General features: G+C 62.9%; 22 protein-coding genes and 1 tRNA gene. 7 read left to right on the top strand and 16 right to left on the bottom strand.

All coding sequences use genetic code 11. The features are described 5' to 3' along the window. Positions 1 to 11: 11 nt before the first annotated feature. Positions 12 to 1184 (bottom strand): isovaleryl-CoA dehydrogenase, encoded by a 1173-nt coding sequence (locus AB7M16_RS01115; RefSeq protein WP_453942900.1) that lies wholly within the window; start codon positions 1182 to 1184, stop codon positions 12 to 14. A gap of 111 nt (positions 1185 to 1295) precedes the next feature. Between AB7M16_RS01115 and AB7M16_RS01110 the strand changes: the two genes are divergently transcribed. Continuing rightward, positions 1296 to 2324, top strand: a complete 1029-nt coding sequence (locus AB7M16_RS01110; RefSeq protein WP_453942899.1) for an AraC family transcriptional regulator — start codon at positions 1296 to 1298, stop codon at positions 2322 to 2324. 45 nt (positions 2325 to 2369) lie between these two features. Here the strand turns inward: AB7M16_RS01110 and AB7M16_RS01105 are convergent, their stop codons facing one another. From AB7M16_RS01105 to AB7M16_RS01095, 3 genes are all read right to left on the bottom strand, one after another. Next, positions 2370 to 2864: an Lrp/AsnC family transcriptional regulator gene (locus tag AB7M16_RS01105; RefSeq protein WP_172789574.1), complete on the bottom strand. Its 495-nt coding sequence runs from the start codon at positions 2862 to 2864 to the stop codon at positions 2370 to 2372. 110 nt (positions 2865 to 2974) lie between these two features. Then, positions 2975 to 3199 (bottom strand): hypothetical protein, encoded by a 225-nt coding sequence (locus tag AB7M16_RS01100; RefSeq protein WP_453942898.1) that lies wholly within the window; start codon positions 3197 to 3199, stop codon positions 2975 to 2977. Positions 3200 to 3230: 31 nt separating this feature from the next. Beyond that, positions 3231 to 3536, bottom strand: coding sequence for an ETC complex I subunit (locus AB7M16_RS01095; protein WP_172789567.1), 306 nt, complete (start codon positions 3534 to 3536; stop codon positions 3231 to 3233). Positions 3537 to 3785: 249 nt separating this feature from the next. Here AB7M16_RS01095 and AB7M16_RS01090 point away from each other — a divergent pair, with 249 nt between their 5' ends. Then, complete coding sequence (locus AB7M16_RS01090) at positions 3786 to 4958, top strand: OpgC domain-containing protein (RefSeq protein WP_172789566.1); 1173 nt, start codon at positions 3786 to 3788, stop codon at positions 4956 to 4958. Positions 4959 to 4970: 12 nt separating this feature from the next. Here the strand turns inward: AB7M16_RS01090 and AB7M16_RS01085 are convergent, their stop codons facing one another. The 5 genes from AB7M16_RS01085 to AB7M16_RS01065 all read right to left on the bottom strand — a co-directional run bounded on the left by AB7M16_RS01085 (position 4971) and on the right by AB7M16_RS01065 (position 8263). Continuing rightward, positions 4971 to 5165 carry a hypothetical protein gene (locus tag AB7M16_RS01085; protein ID WP_172789565.1) on the bottom strand — a complete coding sequence of 65 codons (195 nt, stop codon included), beginning with the start codon at positions 5163 to 5165 and terminating at the stop codon, positions 4971 to 4973. A 714-nt stretch (positions 5166 to 5879) separates the two neighbouring features. After that, a tRNA-Pro gene (locus AB7M16_RS01080) sits at positions 5880 to 5956 on the bottom strand. A gap of 91 nt (positions 5957 to 6047) precedes the next feature. Continuing rightward, positions 6048 to 6530: a DUF192 domain-containing protein gene (locus tag AB7M16_RS01075; protein ID WP_453942897.1), complete on the bottom strand. Its 483-nt coding sequence runs from the start codon at positions 6528 to 6530 to the stop codon at positions 6048 to 6050. A gap of 110 nt (positions 6531 to 6640) precedes the next feature. After that, complete coding sequence (locus tag AB7M16_RS01070; protein ID WP_172789563.1) at positions 6641 to 7303, bottom strand: cold-shock protein; 663 nt, start codon at positions 7301 to 7303, stop codon at positions 6641 to 6643. Between the two features lie 198 nt (positions 7304 to 7501). Continuing rightward, positions 7502 to 8263: an SIR2 family NAD-dependent protein deacylase gene (locus AB7M16_RS01065; RefSeq protein WP_453942896.1), complete on the bottom strand. Its 762-nt coding sequence runs from the start codon at positions 8261 to 8263 to the stop codon at positions 7502 to 7504. 256 nt (positions 8264 to 8519) lie between these two features. Here AB7M16_RS01065 and AB7M16_RS01060 point away from each other — a divergent pair, with 256 nt between their 5' ends. Continuing rightward, the gene (locus AB7M16_RS01060; protein ID WP_453942895.1) at positions 8520 to 8684 is read left to right on the top strand and encodes a hypothetical protein; all 165 of its coding nucleotides are present in this window, start codon (positions 8520 to 8522) and stop codon (positions 8682 to 8684) included. Between the two features lie 96 nt (positions 8685 to 8780). Here AB7M16_RS01060 and AB7M16_RS01055 read toward each other — a convergent pair whose 3' ends face one another. Then, positions 8781 to 9068, bottom strand: coding sequence for a hypothetical protein (locus AB7M16_RS01055; RefSeq protein WP_172789561.1), 288 nt, complete (start codon positions 9066 to 9068; stop codon positions 8781 to 8783). A gap of 282 nt (positions 9069 to 9350) precedes the next feature. Here AB7M16_RS01055 and AB7M16_RS01050 point away from each other — a divergent pair, with 282 nt between their 5' ends. Next, a complete protein-coding gene (locus AB7M16_RS01050; RefSeq protein ID WP_212257011.1) occupies positions 9351 to 9581 on the top strand; it encodes a hypothetical protein in 231 nt (76 codons plus the stop codon). Positions 9582 to 9664: 83 nt separating this feature from the next. Further along, the gene (locus AB7M16_RS01045) at positions 9665 to 9790 is read left to right on the top strand and encodes a hypothetical protein (RefSeq protein ID WP_257187420.1); all 126 of its coding nucleotides are present in this window, start codon (positions 9665 to 9667) and stop codon (positions 9788 to 9790) included. On the opposite strand, the gene AB7M16_RS01040 is transcribed toward AB7M16_RS01045, so the two are convergent. The 3 genes from AB7M16_RS01040 to AB7M16_RS01030 form a co-directional block, all read right to left on the bottom strand. Then, positions 9787 to 9984 (bottom strand): hypothetical protein, encoded by a 198-nt coding sequence (locus AB7M16_RS01040; RefSeq protein ID WP_212257284.1) that lies wholly within the window; start codon positions 9982 to 9984, stop codon positions 9787 to 9789. The two genes, AB7M16_RS01045 and AB7M16_RS01040, sit on opposite strands and share 4 nt — an antisense overlap. Before the next feature lie 487 nt (positions 9985 to 10471). Continuing rightward, a complete protein-coding gene (locus AB7M16_RS01035) occupies positions 10472 to 10606 on the bottom strand; it encodes a hypothetical protein (RefSeq protein WP_257187419.1) in 135 nt (44 codons plus the stop codon). Positions 10607 to 11104: 498 nt separating this feature from the next. Further along, on the bottom strand, positions 11105 to 11401 hold the full coding sequence (locus AB7M16_RS01030) for an HU family DNA-binding protein (protein WP_018323108.1): 297 nt from the start codon (positions 11399 to 11401) through the stop codon (positions 11105 to 11107). Positions 11402 to 11657: 256 nt separating this feature from the next. Here AB7M16_RS01030 and AB7M16_RS01025 point away from each other — a divergent pair, with 256 nt between their 5' ends. Continuing rightward, the gene (locus AB7M16_RS01025; RefSeq protein WP_212257009.1) at positions 11658 to 12149 is read left to right on the top strand and encodes a hypothetical protein; all 492 of its coding nucleotides are present in this window, start codon (positions 11658 to 11660) and stop codon (positions 12147 to 12149) included. A gap of 212 nt (positions 12150 to 12361) precedes the next feature. Continuing rightward, positions 12362 to 12664 (top strand): hypothetical protein, encoded by a 303-nt coding sequence (locus AB7M16_RS01020; RefSeq protein ID WP_212257008.1) that lies wholly within the window; start codon positions 12362 to 12364, stop codon positions 12662 to 12664. An 83-nt stretch (positions 12665 to 12747) separates the two neighbouring features. On the opposite strand, the gene AB7M16_RS01015 is transcribed toward AB7M16_RS01020, so the two are convergent. The 3 genes from AB7M16_RS01015 to AB7M16_RS01005 form a co-directional block, all read right to left on the bottom strand. Continuing rightward, positions 12748 to 12954 carry a hypothetical protein gene (locus AB7M16_RS01015; RefSeq protein ID WP_260383572.1) on the bottom strand — a complete coding sequence of 69 codons (207 nt, stop codon included), beginning with the start codon at positions 12952 to 12954 and terminating at the stop codon, positions 12748 to 12750. Positions 12955 to 13642: 688 nt separating this feature from the next. Further along, positions 13643 to 13870: a hypothetical protein gene (locus tag AB7M16_RS01010; RefSeq protein ID WP_025036169.1), complete on the bottom strand. Its 228-nt coding sequence runs from the start codon at positions 13868 to 13870 to the stop codon at positions 13643 to 13645. Then, positions 13864 to 14097, bottom strand: coding sequence for a hypothetical protein (locus tag AB7M16_RS01005; RefSeq protein ID WP_453942894.1), 234 nt, complete (start codon positions 14095 to 14097; stop codon positions 13864 to 13866). The genes AB7M16_RS01010 and AB7M16_RS01005 overlap by 7 nt, the downstream gene beginning before the upstream one ends. Between the last annotated feature and the right edge of the window lie 13 nt (positions 14098 to 14110).

The raw sequence follows: 14110 nt of genomic DNA, 5'->3' as shown, positions 1-14110 counted from the left end.
GAGTGAAGGACTTAAGCCGTCTCGGCCATCAGTTCGCGGCCGATCAGCATGCGCCGAACTTCGGAGGTGCCGGCGCCGATCTCGTAGAGTTTTGCGTCGCGCCACAGGCGCCCGACCGGGAATTCGGAGGTATAGCCGACCCCGCCCAGAGCCTGGATCGCCTCGCCAGCCATCCACGTTGCCTTCTCTGCTGAATAGAGGATCGCAGCAGCAGCGTCCTTGCGTAAGCTGCGCGCATGGTCGGCGCGGTCGCAGGCGCGTCCCACCGCATAGACATAGGCGCGCGTGGCCTGCCAGGTCGCGTACATGTCGGCGAGCTTGCCCTGCATCAGCTGGAAATCGCCGATCGGCTGACCGAACTGCTTGCGCTCGTGCATGTAGGGCACGACCGCGTCCATGCAGGCCGCCATGATGCCGAGCGGGCCGCCCGAGAGCACCGCGCGCTCGTAGTCGAGGCCGGACATCAGCACCTTGACGCCCTCGCCCACCTTGCCCATCACATTCTCCTCCGGCACCTCGCAATCGTCGAAGAACAGCGGATAGGTGTTGGAGCCGCGCATGCCGAGCTTGTCGAGATGCTGGCCGTGGGTGAAGCCCTTGAAGCCTTTCTCGATGAGGAAGGCGGTCATGCCGCGCGGGCCGGCCTCCGGATCGGTCTTGGCATAGACCACCAGCACGTCGGCATCGCCGCCATTGGTGATCCACATCTTGGAGCCGTTGAGCACGTAGCGGTCGCCGCGCTTGTCGGCGCGCAGCTTCATCGAGACGACGTCGGAGCCGGCGCCCGGCTCGGACATCGCGAGCGCACCGACATATTCGCCTGAGATCAGCTTCGGCAGATAGCGCTGCCGCTGCGCGTCATTGCCGTTGCGGCGGATCTGGTTGACGCAGAGGTTGGAATGGGCGCCGTAGGACAGCCCCACGGCCGCCGAGCCGCGCGAGATTTCCTCCATGGCGACGATATGGGCGAGATAGCCCATGTTGGAGCCGCCATATTGCTCCGGCGCGGTCATGCCGAGCAGGCCGAGGTCGCCAAGGCGCTCCCACAGGTCTGCCGGGAACAGGTTGGCCTTCTCGATCTCGGCCGCGCGCGGCGTGATCTCCGCCTCCACGAAGGCGCGGAGCGTGTCGCGCAGCATGCCGATATCTTCGCCCAGATCGAAATCGATGCTCGGGATGTTCAAGGCGATTCCTCCGTAATTTGGGTCCGAACCTAGCGAGGTCCGGGACCTTCTCCGGTCGAAAAGGTTGCATTTTCCGCCAAACTTGGCGAGGATTTTCCGGAGGGAATTCCGATGCCTTTTCAAGCCGTAACCGCGATCCCGCGTCGCGCCGTCACCCCCACCGCCTTCGTCCGCGGCGTCGTGGCCGCGTATGAGCGATATGGCCGCGATCCCGCGGAGGCGTTGAGCCGGGGTCAGGTTGCGCCGGACCTGGTCAGTTCTCCGGACGGGCGGGTCACCGCCGCCCAGTTCGAGGCCCTCGCCGGCCACGCCATGCGCGAGCTCGATGACGAGGCGCTCGGCTGGTTCTCGCGCCGGCTGCCATGGGGCTCCTACGGCATGCTGTGCCGCGCCTCGATCACCGCGCCGACGCTGGAGGTCGCGCTCAAGCGCTGGTGCCGGCATCACCGCCTGCTCACCGAGGACGTGCTGCTCGATCTCGAAATCGGCGAGGAGACTGCGGTCGTAGCGATCCGGGAGCAGCGTGACCTCGGGGCTTTGCGCGAATTCTGCCTGGTCACCCTGCTCCGCTACGTGCTCGGCTTCTCCTGCTGGGCGGTGGATTCCAGGATCGCGCTCCGCGCAGCCGAATTTCCCCACCCGGAGCCGGGCCACGTCTCGGTCTATCCGACCATCTTTTGCCGAAACGTCCGCTTCGACGCGGCCCATGCCCGCATCGTCTTCGATAAGCACTATCTGTCGCTGCCGCTGACGCGCAGCGCGGCCGATCTCGACAACATGCTCAAGGGCGCGCTCCGGCTCACCGTGCTGCCCTACCGGCGCGACCGCCTACTGGTCGAGCGCGTCCGCCGCGTGCTGCGCAATGCGCGCGGACGCGTCCTCGGGGCCGAGGACGTCGCGAGTGAGCTCGCGCTTTCCACCCGCACGATGCATCGCCGCCTGCGCGAGGAGTCCACCTCGCTGCGCGATCTCAAGGAGGAGGCGAAATTCGAGCTCGCCAAACAGGAGCTGATGCGCGGCCGCACGCCGATCAAGCGCATCGCGGAGATCGCCGGATTCCGCAACGAGAAGAGCTTCTCGCGCGCTTTCCGCACCTGGACCGGTGCCAGCCCGCGCGAGTTTCGTGGGCGGTATCGCTGAGACGCGCCTCTGAACTTCAGATTTGATGGTGGGATATTCGAAGCCCTACCCAGCCGCCTCCGCCACCGCGACCTCCTGCAAAGGCAGCGGCACGTCCTTGGCAACCCCGAGCACGGGGAAGCTGCGGACGTTCTTGACGTTTGGCATCGCGGCGAAATGCAGGAGCTGCTGGCGCATGCTCTCGACACTCGGCGCCACGCATTTGAGGAGATAGTCAGTATCGCCGGAAATCCGCCAGCATTGCTGGATGCGCGGGATCGCGGCGATCGAGCTCTCGAACGCCTCCAGCACCGGCTGGGCCTGGCTGCCGAGCTGGATCGAGACGAACGACACCACCTCGTAGCCGAGCAGCCGCTCGTCGATCACGGCGCGCACTGCCCGGATCACGCCGCGGCTGAACAGCGACTTCAGCCGCCGCAGGCAGTTCGGCGCGGACACACCGACCCGCAGTGCCAGCTCGTTGTTGCGAACCCGCCCGTCCTGCTGCAGCTCGGATAGGATTTTCAGATCGACGCCGTCGAGCTGGTCACGCCCCGCCATACCCCGCCTCGTCCTGGTCGTGTCATGCGGGGCAGCGAAGCATGGGGCGGAATTGATGCCAAGGGCAATTCGAGGCCAGGATTTGCTTCGACCAGGGCTCCGTAGACTGTTCAGAACCGATCGCGCAGCCCCGAGTCCAGGATCGTAAAGCTTAACCGCTTGCCGATTGGCTTGCGTCGAATTTTGGCCAGCCCGCGCTCCACACAATAGCTGGCTACGGGCGATAGCCGGCGGTCGATCCTCATGAGCCCGCTGTGTGCGCCTCGACGCCCGGCATTGAGCCAGCGCAAAAAGTCCATCGCCCGCGCATGCTTCTTTCGTTTGTCTCTGCTCATGGCGCGCTCCCGGACAGGTACTGGCCGCCCCTCAATGCGTCCAGGGCTCGCCGCGACGGAACGAGAAATTGTCGGCATAGGCAACCGGCCTGCGGATCGACTCCTTGGGCTCGATCACCTGATAGGCGATGCCCTTGCGCTCGCAATAGGCGATCGCCTCTTCCTTGCTGTGGAAACGCAGCGTAATTTGCTGCTTCATGTCGGCCGACGAAGTCCAGCCCATCAGCGGCTCGACCGACCGCGGCTGCTCCGGCTCGTAGTCGAGCTGCCATTCCTTGGTCTTGGACCGGCCGGATTGCATCGCGTTCTTGGCAGGCTTGAAAATGCGTGCGGTCATGACTGGTCCGGGCCTCTTCGTCTTTTCGTTCGATTTCGATGCGTCACGGTGGCAGTTGGTGGAAATCTCGGGGATAGTATAGAGAAACCGGTTGGGAACTGATCGTGATTCCGGCCCCGGCACCCTCGCCAACGGTATAGTCATTATGCTGCACCGTGACAATTGCGTACCCGCCTTCCGCGCCGGGATCCCGCCCGACGCCGTCTCGTCGATACCAGCAGATCCGTCCTCTTCGAGAGCTTCTGTCGCATGGCCTTCCTGAACATCAACGCCACGCTGCCCGAAAAGGGCCGTGACCTCAGGCTCGACCTGTTTCGCGGTGTCGCGAACTGGGCGATCTTTCTCGACCACATCCCCGACAACGTCGTGAACTGGATCACGACCCGTAACTACGGCTTTTCCGACGCGGCCGACCTGTTCGTGTTCATCTCCGGCTACACCGCCTCCTTCGTCTATGCACGGATGATGCTGGACCGCGGCTTCATCGTCGGCGCGACGCGGCTGACCAAGCGGGTCTGGCAGCTCTATGTCGCCCACATCATCCTGTTCGTGATCTACATCGCCTCGATCAGCTATCTCGCGCTGCGCTTCGGCGATTCCGAGATGATCAACGAGTTCAACGTCGCCGGCCTCGTCGACAACGCCACCGAGACGCTGCGCCAGGGCCTGTTCCTGCGCTTCAAGCCGCTCAACCTCGACGTGCTGCCGCTCTATATCGTGCTGATGGGCCTGTTCCCGCCGGTGCTGTGGTTCATGCTGCGCAAGCCCGATTTGACGATGATCCTGTCGATCGTGCTGTGGCTCGCCGCGCGCCATTTCGGCTGGAATCTCACCGCCTATCCGGCCGGCCAGTGGTACTTCAATCCGTATTGCTGGCAGGTGCTGTTCGTGTTCGGCGCCTGGTGCTCCATGGGCGGCGCGCGCCGCTCGATCGCGCTGATCAATTCGCCTGTTACGCTGTGGGTCTGCCTCGGTTATCTCCTGTTCGCGCTGGTCATGACCATGGCCGGCCGTTTCCCCACCTTCGGCGGCATGTTCCCGGAATGGCTGTTCTCGGCCTTCAACCCCAATGACAAGACCAACCTCGCGCCGTACCGCTTCCTCCATTTCGTGGTGATCGTGATCCTGGTGATCCGCTTCGTGCCGAAGGAGTGGCCGGGGCTGGAGTGGAAGGTGTTCGACCCCTTGATCGTCTGCGGCCAGCAGTCGCTCGCCGTGTTCTGCGTCGGCGTGTTCTTGTCCTTCGTCGGTCATTTCGAGCTGTCGATGAGCTCGGGCTCGCTGCTCGCGCAGATCTTCGTCAGTGTCGCCGGCATCGCGATCATGACGACCGTGGCCTATTACATCTCGTGGTCGAAGAAGCAGGACAAGCCGCTGAAGCCGCCGCCGGCCAAGCCGGCTGCCGAAGCGAAGGCGGCCTGAGAGAGGCGGCGGCTAAGCCGCCTCTTCGCCGTCGAACTCGGTGAACTTCTTGTAGATCCAGTCGCGGCCGTCGTGGCGACGCCAGACCTTGCCGAGCACGAACTGCCCGTTGATGGAGCGGCGCGGTACGATCACCGTCCAGAGGTGCCAGATCTCGGTCCAGTTCGATTGCGGACCGACGGTCCTGATGTTGGGATCAAGAGACATGGGCAGAACTCGCTGGCGCAGAACTCAAAAGATGCGCGCGCCGCGACGAACCGTCATCTGTGGTCGCACAGAGTGAAAGCAGCCCATCGCGAGCCGGGACCGACGTGATAACAGCCACGCAGACGACCGCAACAGCCGCTCGCCTTTAACCTTGCCGATCAACCTTACTTCTTGGGATGGGGCGGCGCGATCGGTTGAAAGTCGGCGCCGGTTTTTCTAGAATGTCCGTGATTTGAGGGCGAGCGCGCCGTTTCGGCGCACAGTGATTTCTAGACTGAACTTTGCAGACGATCGGACGTTTGGAAGCAAGTAGATTGCGGGGGGACAATAATGTTGAAATTGCAATGGGCACGTCTGCGCCTCGCGCTCCGCGTGGCGCGGCCCGCGTCAATCGTGAGCACGGCATCGCAAGAGCCACCGCAAGCCGCCAACGACAACCAGATGGCCTGGTCGTACGTCCCATTTCCGCCCGGCTGGTGCGCGTCGAACTGACGAGCGCGGCCCGAAAAGCGCAACGCCGCACAAGCGGAATATTCATCGCTTGGCGGCGTCCGTTTAGACATTGGGCGCTGAAATCCCCAACACGGATTTGTCGATGGCGACGGGCGAAGGTTCGATGAGGTCTTGGTGATTTCCGCGCGATGCGGAGGCCGGACGCGTGGACGTGGCCATTGCCGGTTGGATGCTGACCTCTAGGCCAGCGCCGCCCGGGACTGGTCGGGGCAGCTGGATTCGAACCAACGACCTGCAGTACCCAAAACTGCCGCGCTACCAGGCTGCGCTATACCCCGAATGTCCGGCGAGCCCCGTCGATACACGCTTCCCGGAGCGCCAGCAAGCTTCCAAAAGCCGCCGGCCGGGGCGGCAATAGCCCTGCCCGCCCTATTTGCCGCCGAACAGGGGGTGACCGACGCGGTCACCGGGACGGATGCCGTACTTCTGCGCCGTTCCCGCCACCACCTCCAGCACGGCCCGAGCGGGCCCCCGGGAGGAGATGATCTTCGTCGACAACGGCTCGGTATTCTCGGCGATGCGCAAAATGCGGCCATCGGCGCGGATGAAGATCATGTCGAGCGAAACATAAGTGTTCTTCATCCACATCGAGATTTCCTGCTCGGGATTGAAGTCGAACAGCATGCCTTTGCCGTCGGCCAATTCCTTGCGGTACATCAGGCCGGTCTCCTTCTCCTCCGCGGTCGTTGCCATCTCGACCGAGAACACCTGCACGCCATTCTTGGTGACGATCTCGAGCGGCTGGAAGCTGGCGGCGCCGACCGGCGCGCCGGCGACGGCCCAGACGGCGATGACGAGGATGGCGGCCAGCCAGCCCTTCACGGACCAGACGGCCTTTCGATCAGAATTCATGGGGGCTCTCGCGGCGTGGGACTTAAAGTCAGTCCTTACGCGGCGACCGCCCGAAAAGGAAGAGGCGCGCCACACTCGCAGCGCGCCTCTGCTCACGATTGCGGGAATTCTTAGTGCGACTGCAATCCCGGCGATCCGGTCTCGGGATGGATCTCGGCCGCCATCATGCCCTTGGAGCCGGGCCCGAAGCGGACCAGCACATACTGGCCCGGCCTGAGCTCGGTCATGCCGAAGCGGCGCAGCGTCTCCATGTGCACGAAGATGTCAGGGGTGCCCTCGCCGCAGGTCAGGAAGCCGAAGCCGCGCAGCCGGTTGAACCATTTGACTTGGGCCCGCTCCAGCCCGCTGGTCGGGGTGACCGTGACATGGGTGCGCGGCGGCAGCATCTGCGCCGGATGGATCGCGGTCGATTCGTCCATCGAGACGACGCGGAAAGCCTGGTAGCCCTTGGCGCGCTGGATGCACTCGACGACGATGCGGGCGCCTTCATAAGCCGTCTGGAAGCCGTCGCGCCTAAGCACGGTAACGTGCAGCAGGACGTCGGGCCAGCCATTGTCGGGAACGATGAAGCCGTAGCCTTTGGAGGCGTCGAACCATTTGATGACGCCGGTGACCTCGACGAGGTTGGCGCTGGCTTCGCCCAATCCGGTGAAGGGACTGAGTGCGGTGTCGCGGCCGGCGCTGCCATGCTCGCTCGGCGTCAAGCGCCCCGGCGAGGTGCCCTGTCCGGGAACTCCAAGCTTCTTGGACTCAAATCCGTCCGACGACCCCATAACCCCGGACCCCACACTGCCATGCAACCCGCCACATTGGCGGCGCTCGAATCACGCGTCTTAAGAGAATGTTCTCAATTCGACGCGACGCGAATCTTTCGACTCAAAAGATAACACTCCCGGTTGCGACGCATAGACAAAAAAGAGATTCGCCGGAACCTATGAACAGCTTGCACAGCCGCGAATCAAAATGACGCCTCAATTTGCGACAAAGGGCCCGAGAGTCTCGCCGATGTCGTGCTGGATGACGAGGTCGGCGATGTCGTCCTGCTCGGTCGGCTCGCGATTGATGATCACGAGACGTGCACCGGCGCGCTTGGCCATCATCGGAAAACCGGCGGCCGGCCAGACCACCAGCGAGGAACCGACCGCGATGAAGAGATCGCAAGCCTGCGACAGCGCTGTCGCGCGCTGCATCTCGTCCTCCGGCATCATCTGGCCGAAGGAAATCGTGGCGGTTTTCACCGGCTCGTCGCAGGCGGTGCAGTTGGGCGCCGCGCCATCGTCGTCGAAACGGCGCTTCACCCAGTCGAGCGGATAGGCCTGCCCACAACCGATGCAGCGCGCATAAGTGGTATTTCCGTGAAGTTCAACCACGTGCTCCGGCGCGAAGCCCGAAGCCTGGTGCAGGTTGTCGATGTTCTGGGTGATGACGGCGGGAACCTTGCCGGCGCGGTAGAGCGATGCCAGCGCCCGATGGCCGCGGCCGGGCTTCGCTGCGGCAAAGACCGCCTCCATCGCAAAGCGCCGACGCCAGGATTCGTCCCGCGCCTCCTGGCTCGCGACGAACTCGTCGAACGGGATCGGACGGTTGCGCGTCCAAATTCCGCCCGGCGAGCGGAAGTCGGGAATGCCGCATTCGGTCGAGATGCCGGCACCGGTGAACGGCACGATGGTCCTGGCACCGGCGATCATGTCGCCGAGCCGCTCGATACCGCTCTGAAGATCCGATGCGATCAATCGCGCCTCCCGACTCCGTTTGGCCTGACAGCAACATGCGCAAGCGGCAAGATCGTTGACGCTCTTATCAAGCGCCAACGCAACGCGCTCGGCAATTTCTTCCGACCTTCGCATATCACAATCCTGCAATGCCTCCTCCCCATTGACGCCCCATTCGGAAGTGCCAATGGATGTGTTGACGCGACTCAACGTGATTGCGGCGGCAGTGCTTGAGTTCAGATGTGCACATACTCAAGGTGTAGAGGGGAGATTTGACATGACCGAGGACGAACAGCGCAAAGCGCGCGAACGCGAAGAGATCGCCGCCCGTGTCGCCGCCTTCCGTGCCACTCAGGAAAAGTTCAAGCGCGAGCGCGAGGAATACTTCGTGTCGACGCTGGAGAATGCCCGCAAGGTCGAGCGGCCCTCGCTCTGGCCGTAATCGGTCGCGCCGGCAGGGCGCGACGACATGCGAATGAAAAAAGCCCGGAGCAGCGCTCCGGGCTTTTCGCTATCGGCGATCACTCAATTACCGGACTTACCAATGGCGCCAGTGGTGGTGGCGTCGGTAGTACGGCCCGCCGTAATAGGCATACGGACCCGGTCCGTAATAATAGCTCGGGCCGTCATAATAGCCGTAGCGGGGGCCGTAATAGCCATAGGGATGGGAGGCTGCGACCGCGCCCGCGGTGATGGCGCCGGCGGCAAGGCCGAACGCGAGGCCCGGCCCGATGCCGCGGTGACCTGCCTCGGCGGGCGCAGGGGCCGCGACCGCGGTCACGCCAACGGCTGCGACGGTGGCCAGAACTGCCAGTGTCTTCTTCATGCTCTCCTCCTTCGCGTCTTGCGGGGATAACCGCGAGCGCCCGCGATGGTTGCGCGGGGCGCAGGGAACCGATCGCGGTCAAAAATGTCGATGCAGCGGGAACGAAATCGCCTGTGGCGGATTGACGTTCCAAGTGCGGGAGCCTCCGCCATCCGGGTTGAGGCGACAGCACGAAGACCCCGTCAGCATCTCCGCGATGCTGGCGGGGTTTTCAGTTTCACGGGAGCAGATGGCAGCAGACCATGACGGTTGCCAGCAGGGACGACGATCGAGGAGGAAAGCTTGCCGTTATCCGCTTTGCTGGCCCGTATCCGCAAATTGGTTCCCAGATCCGACGATGAGCACTACGACGAGATCGTCCGCAGCTTCGGTGTCGGCACGCTGCGCCCGCCGCCGACGCCGATGAGCGACCGCGAGCTGGCGCAGGCGATCTCCGAGTTCCTGAAGGAGCAGCCGTCGAGCGAATCCGTCGCCACCCTCGGCCGAAGGCTCGACCCCTCCTCTCCGCTTTGAATTTCTCTGCGGGAGCACGGAACCGGGATTGCGCGCGGACGTTGAATCTTTCCTCCCGCTGAGCGGAGGGAAAGAAGGCCGATATGCCCGTCTGGCTCGAAGTCTTGCTCAACCTGTCCGGCTATGCCGGCTTCGTGGCGCTCGCCTCGCGCGGTGCCGCATGCCCGCAGGCACGGGCCGACGACCGCCGCTGCGGCGACGAGCGTTAATTGGCGCGCGGTGCCTGGCCTGCCGTGCGGACCAGCCGGTCGGCCTTGACCGCAACGCGCGTGTCCTCGGCCTGCGGCCGCAGCGAGAAGCTGATCACGACGAAGGCAAGACAGAACAGCGCGCCGACGACGGCGACGCGCCGGTAGGTGTGCCGGTCGCCTTGAAAAAAGGACGGCTCTGAAAAAGGCATCATGGCAAATTTGCTTCTTGGCAAAGTCGTTTCTTGCTTGTCTTTGCAGGACACCTACTCCAAGGCGCAGCAAGCGCAACGCGATTGGGCTTTTAACCTAACCGAATAGGGTTATCGGCATCCGCGTAAGCTATCGTTAGCCAGACCGCAGCCGGCAGCTCCGCGGCGATGAACTGCAACAACACGACCCGCTTTGTTCCAGCTTCGACTCCATTTCGTTCGCGAAGAACGAATCGGAGTCGCAAGAATCAGCGCAGAGCAATTCCTAACGATCGATGAAAGCGCGCACGCTCACACGTTCGCCGCGGCAGGACTCTTCGGCGGCAAGACTCTGCAACAAGACCCTTCTGCAACAAGACCTTCTCCGACAAAACTCCGCGACAAGAGTTCGCCGGCAAGAGTTCGCCGGCAAGCAACGCGGCGACAGATCAAGCACGCTCCCCTCAGAGCGGGATCGCGCTTGCGCGTCGCCGCGCGGCGTCGATGCAGGTCAGGCCGCCCGCTTCGTCTTCTCCTTCGAGAAGCATTCGAGGATCTGGATGCGGAGCTCTTCCGCGGCAGGGCCCTCGAGCTTCCTGAGCTCGTTCCAGAGCCTGATCACTTCGCGCTGTTTTTCGACGGTCATGAGCAACCTCCAACGGTCCACCTGGGCGGCTCATACTAGAACAAAATGAGAACAAAAAGTCCAGCCCCCACCAGCGAAATTTCCTGGGGCGGTGTTGAACCTTTGCGGCGCAGCAAGCACTCATTGAAGCTGGGGATTTCAGCGCCCAGTTACACGGCAGCGCCGCCTGACGAACATATTCCGTCACGGCGGCGCTGTTGCTTTTTGCAATTTCAACTTTAGGTTAGAAGCCTTGGCTGTCGGCCAGGCGCTGAAATCCCAATGCCGTCAGCCAAAAGAGCCTCGCGCGAAAGCGCGGGGCTTTTTCTTGTGAAAGCGGGTGAGGATGGTGACGGAACGGGGCTCGCCGTTCCCGATGGCGCGAGCACCGCGCGCTACGGCTTGTCCTGATGGTCTGGTGATGTTCGGCATCGCCATGGCCGAGCACCACCTGGTCTTCAGCGGTTGATCGTTGCGGCGTCGCGCCAATGACCGCGCCGCAACGACATCGCCGGCACGTCAGACGGCGTCCTTGGCCACCTTCAGCGGCGAGGCTTTGACCGACTTGCTGGCGGGCTTCGCCGCGAACTGCATCGGCTCCTTGGTGAAGGGATTGACGCCCATGCGGGCTTCGGTCGCCGGCTTGTTCACGACCGACATCTTCACGAAGCCGGGAATGACGAACTCGCCGGACTCGTTGAGCTCCTTGTAGCCGACGGTCGCCATGTACTCGATCACGGACTTCACGTCGTTCTTCGAAAGCTGCGTGCCCTCGGCAATTGCATCGATCAATTGGGTCTTCGTCATCTTTGCCATGGTCTGAATTCCTTTGAATGGGTGCGCGGAGCAATCTGCTGCTGGGGACGCGGCCGGACCCGCGAATGCGCGCTGCTGATTCATGCCAGAAGTCATGAAGTGATCGGGCTTAGACCCTATCGAGGCCGAAAACGCAAGCATGGGCTCTGCGGGGTTCCGGACTTCCTGTGCAAGATGTTGTAAGACCTGCAATTTTCTTGAACCTGTGAGAGCACCGCGCCTGCTATAAGGTCGCAAGTTTTCCGATGGGGTGCTGATGAAGGTCGCTATCGTCATTGCAGGTTTGATCGTGTTCGCTGTCGCAGCCCTCGTCGCGATCCAGCCAGGCTTCTTGAAGCCTGCGTCGCTTGCCCTCGTGAAAAAGTCCGACATCTTCGGCTTCTCGCCGGGGATGACATTCGATGAGGCGAGCAAGCTCGTCAGTCAACGCCACTATCTCTGCCGGCAGAGCCGAGGTCCGTACACCCTCGAATGCGAGATCAACGGCGCCAAGGTCACAGCCCACGGCGTTGAAGCCGACGCCAGGCATCCGATCTGGCGCGTCGATGCGACGCTGAACAATCCCGGATCGCAGGACACCGCCGTCAAATCGATCTCCGAGCAGTTCAACGCACCTGCCATCAAGGACCGCGAAGGCTGGACTTGGATCGTCGGCCGCGGGCTCAAGCTGAGTTATGACGGCGCCACCTTGAACCTGGTGGACGAGGCCACGGAGGCCGGGCTTCGCAAGGAGGACGCCAGGCGTTAGAGCATGATCCGGAGAAGTGTGGAGCGGTTCTCCGAAATGATCATGCTCAAACAATAACCTAAAGCGCGATGACGATTCATCCCCAAGCATCGGGCTTTAGAGCATGGAGTCACCTCGTCGTGAAACTTGTGGCTCGGCGCCCGTTGTTGACGCTTCGGTAACCTAACGCGACCAAGCTTCGATCAGGTTGGTTGCGTTGGAGTATCCTGACAGTGCTGGATTTTAACGAGCTGCGTGAACTCGCAGCTGATGTTCGTGTTTTTGTCGATGTCGCCGAAGACAAGGCAGAGGCGCTCAGAGCGGTCATCGCGGCTTACGACGTGGTGCTGGCGATCTTCCCCGTCGATGACGGCATGGGCCTCCACGTCATCAAGGGCAAGGATATCCTGGACAAGATCGCGGCGTCGCGGACACACGCGATGTACAGCCACACGGCGATCGCGGTTCCGGATCTCGCACATGCCGAAGCGCTCAAGTTCCTGACGACGCCGGTCGAACACCGGATCGCGGCCTAGCCCGGCCGCAAGAGCGTGCAAGTGCGCACCGGCTTTCAGCGATGGAGGCAGGTCGCTCAGCAGCCTTGTCCGGACGCGCAGGCTCAAGCGGTTCGCCGCTTCCGTCGCAGGCCGATGCGCGTGCCCGGGAGATTGATGCCAAGCTCGATCGCGCGCGACCTGATCGATGCAATGGGCCGCTTCAGCTTCACGATCATCAGCGTGAGGCTCTTGCCGCTATCACACATGGATCGAAGCAGCCGGTCGTCGTCTTCCGACCAGCGTTCGTGATTGTAGGTGCGGGCAGCCATGGACGTTTGCCTCTGAGGCCAATGAGGCGGGACCTTAAGCGGGAGAATGTCAAAGGACCCAGCTTCGCCTGTTCTGAGCGCGGCGGCTGGGTGTCAGTTGAAGGGCGGCTTGTTACGCTGCCGCCTGACGCAGAGATAGTTTTTCGGCGTCGGTTTTCAACCGAGTTACGGATTTGTAATTGCCCGGCGCGAGTGCATCCGCGTCCTCATTTGAACTTTCTTGCCGCTTGCGCGTCTTACAGTTGAAGCGTCCCTAAGCTTCACCTCGACAGAGAACCCCGCTCCAAAAGGGCGGGGTTTTCGCTTTTGGCGCTGCATCAGCTCGCCCGGGATTTCAAGCGCTCTTTGCGGTTGACCCGGCAGCCCTCCAGACCCATTTTTGCTACGGGCAGGGTTTTGAGGAGCCGTGATGCCGAAAACCCTTGTGGAATTCAGAGCGCAGAACCTTCGTTTGCTCGAGCGGCTTTGTCCCGAGGACCCGCGATATATCGCGGCCTGGCTGAAGCAGTTCGATGAGCAGAACGGGATCACGCCAAGAGCTGGCCCGAAGTCGGGCAAGAGCCGCGCGACTGCCTCGCCGCGAAGCAAGACCGCTTCGCCCGGGCGTGCGAGGTCAGCGCCCTCCTCCTCGATCTCACCGCGCTGATCGGCAACGATAGCCGCGCAGTCCCGAGAGCCGCTGGAACGCTCACGGAATGTCCGCCGCCTTCCGGTTGTCTCCGATCGAAACCGGCTTGTTCAGGAAATACTCGCGGTTACCTGTCGCAGCTTCCGCGTATTGATCAATGGCGACGATGATGGCCTGGACGTGGGCATAGCACCACCCTTCCCGCGTCGCTCTGCGGCGAACGTCCTCGAGCGCGGTCAGGAAGGGCGACAGGTCTCTCTCGTCGTCGAACCACCGCCTGCTCACCATGTCCTCCCTCCGAGCACCCGGCCCTTGGTCTGGCGCGGCTCTGCCGCCTTCAACGCGTCCCGCTCCGCGCACAGGCTCTCGACCTTCGCCTCCATCCGCGACAGCAGCGCCTCAGTCGAGGCCGTGCCGATCCCCGCCCGCTGGAGCTGGAGGATCTCCTTCCTCTGCCTGCCCATCTGGATGCGCATCCGTTCGATTTCCCGCCTGAGATAGTCCAGGTCCGGCATTGTTCCGCCTCGC

The sequence above is a fragment of the Bradyrhizobium sp. USDA 372 genome, from assembly GCF_053629095.1.
This window is presented reverse-complemented; position numbering and strand designations above follow the sequence as displayed.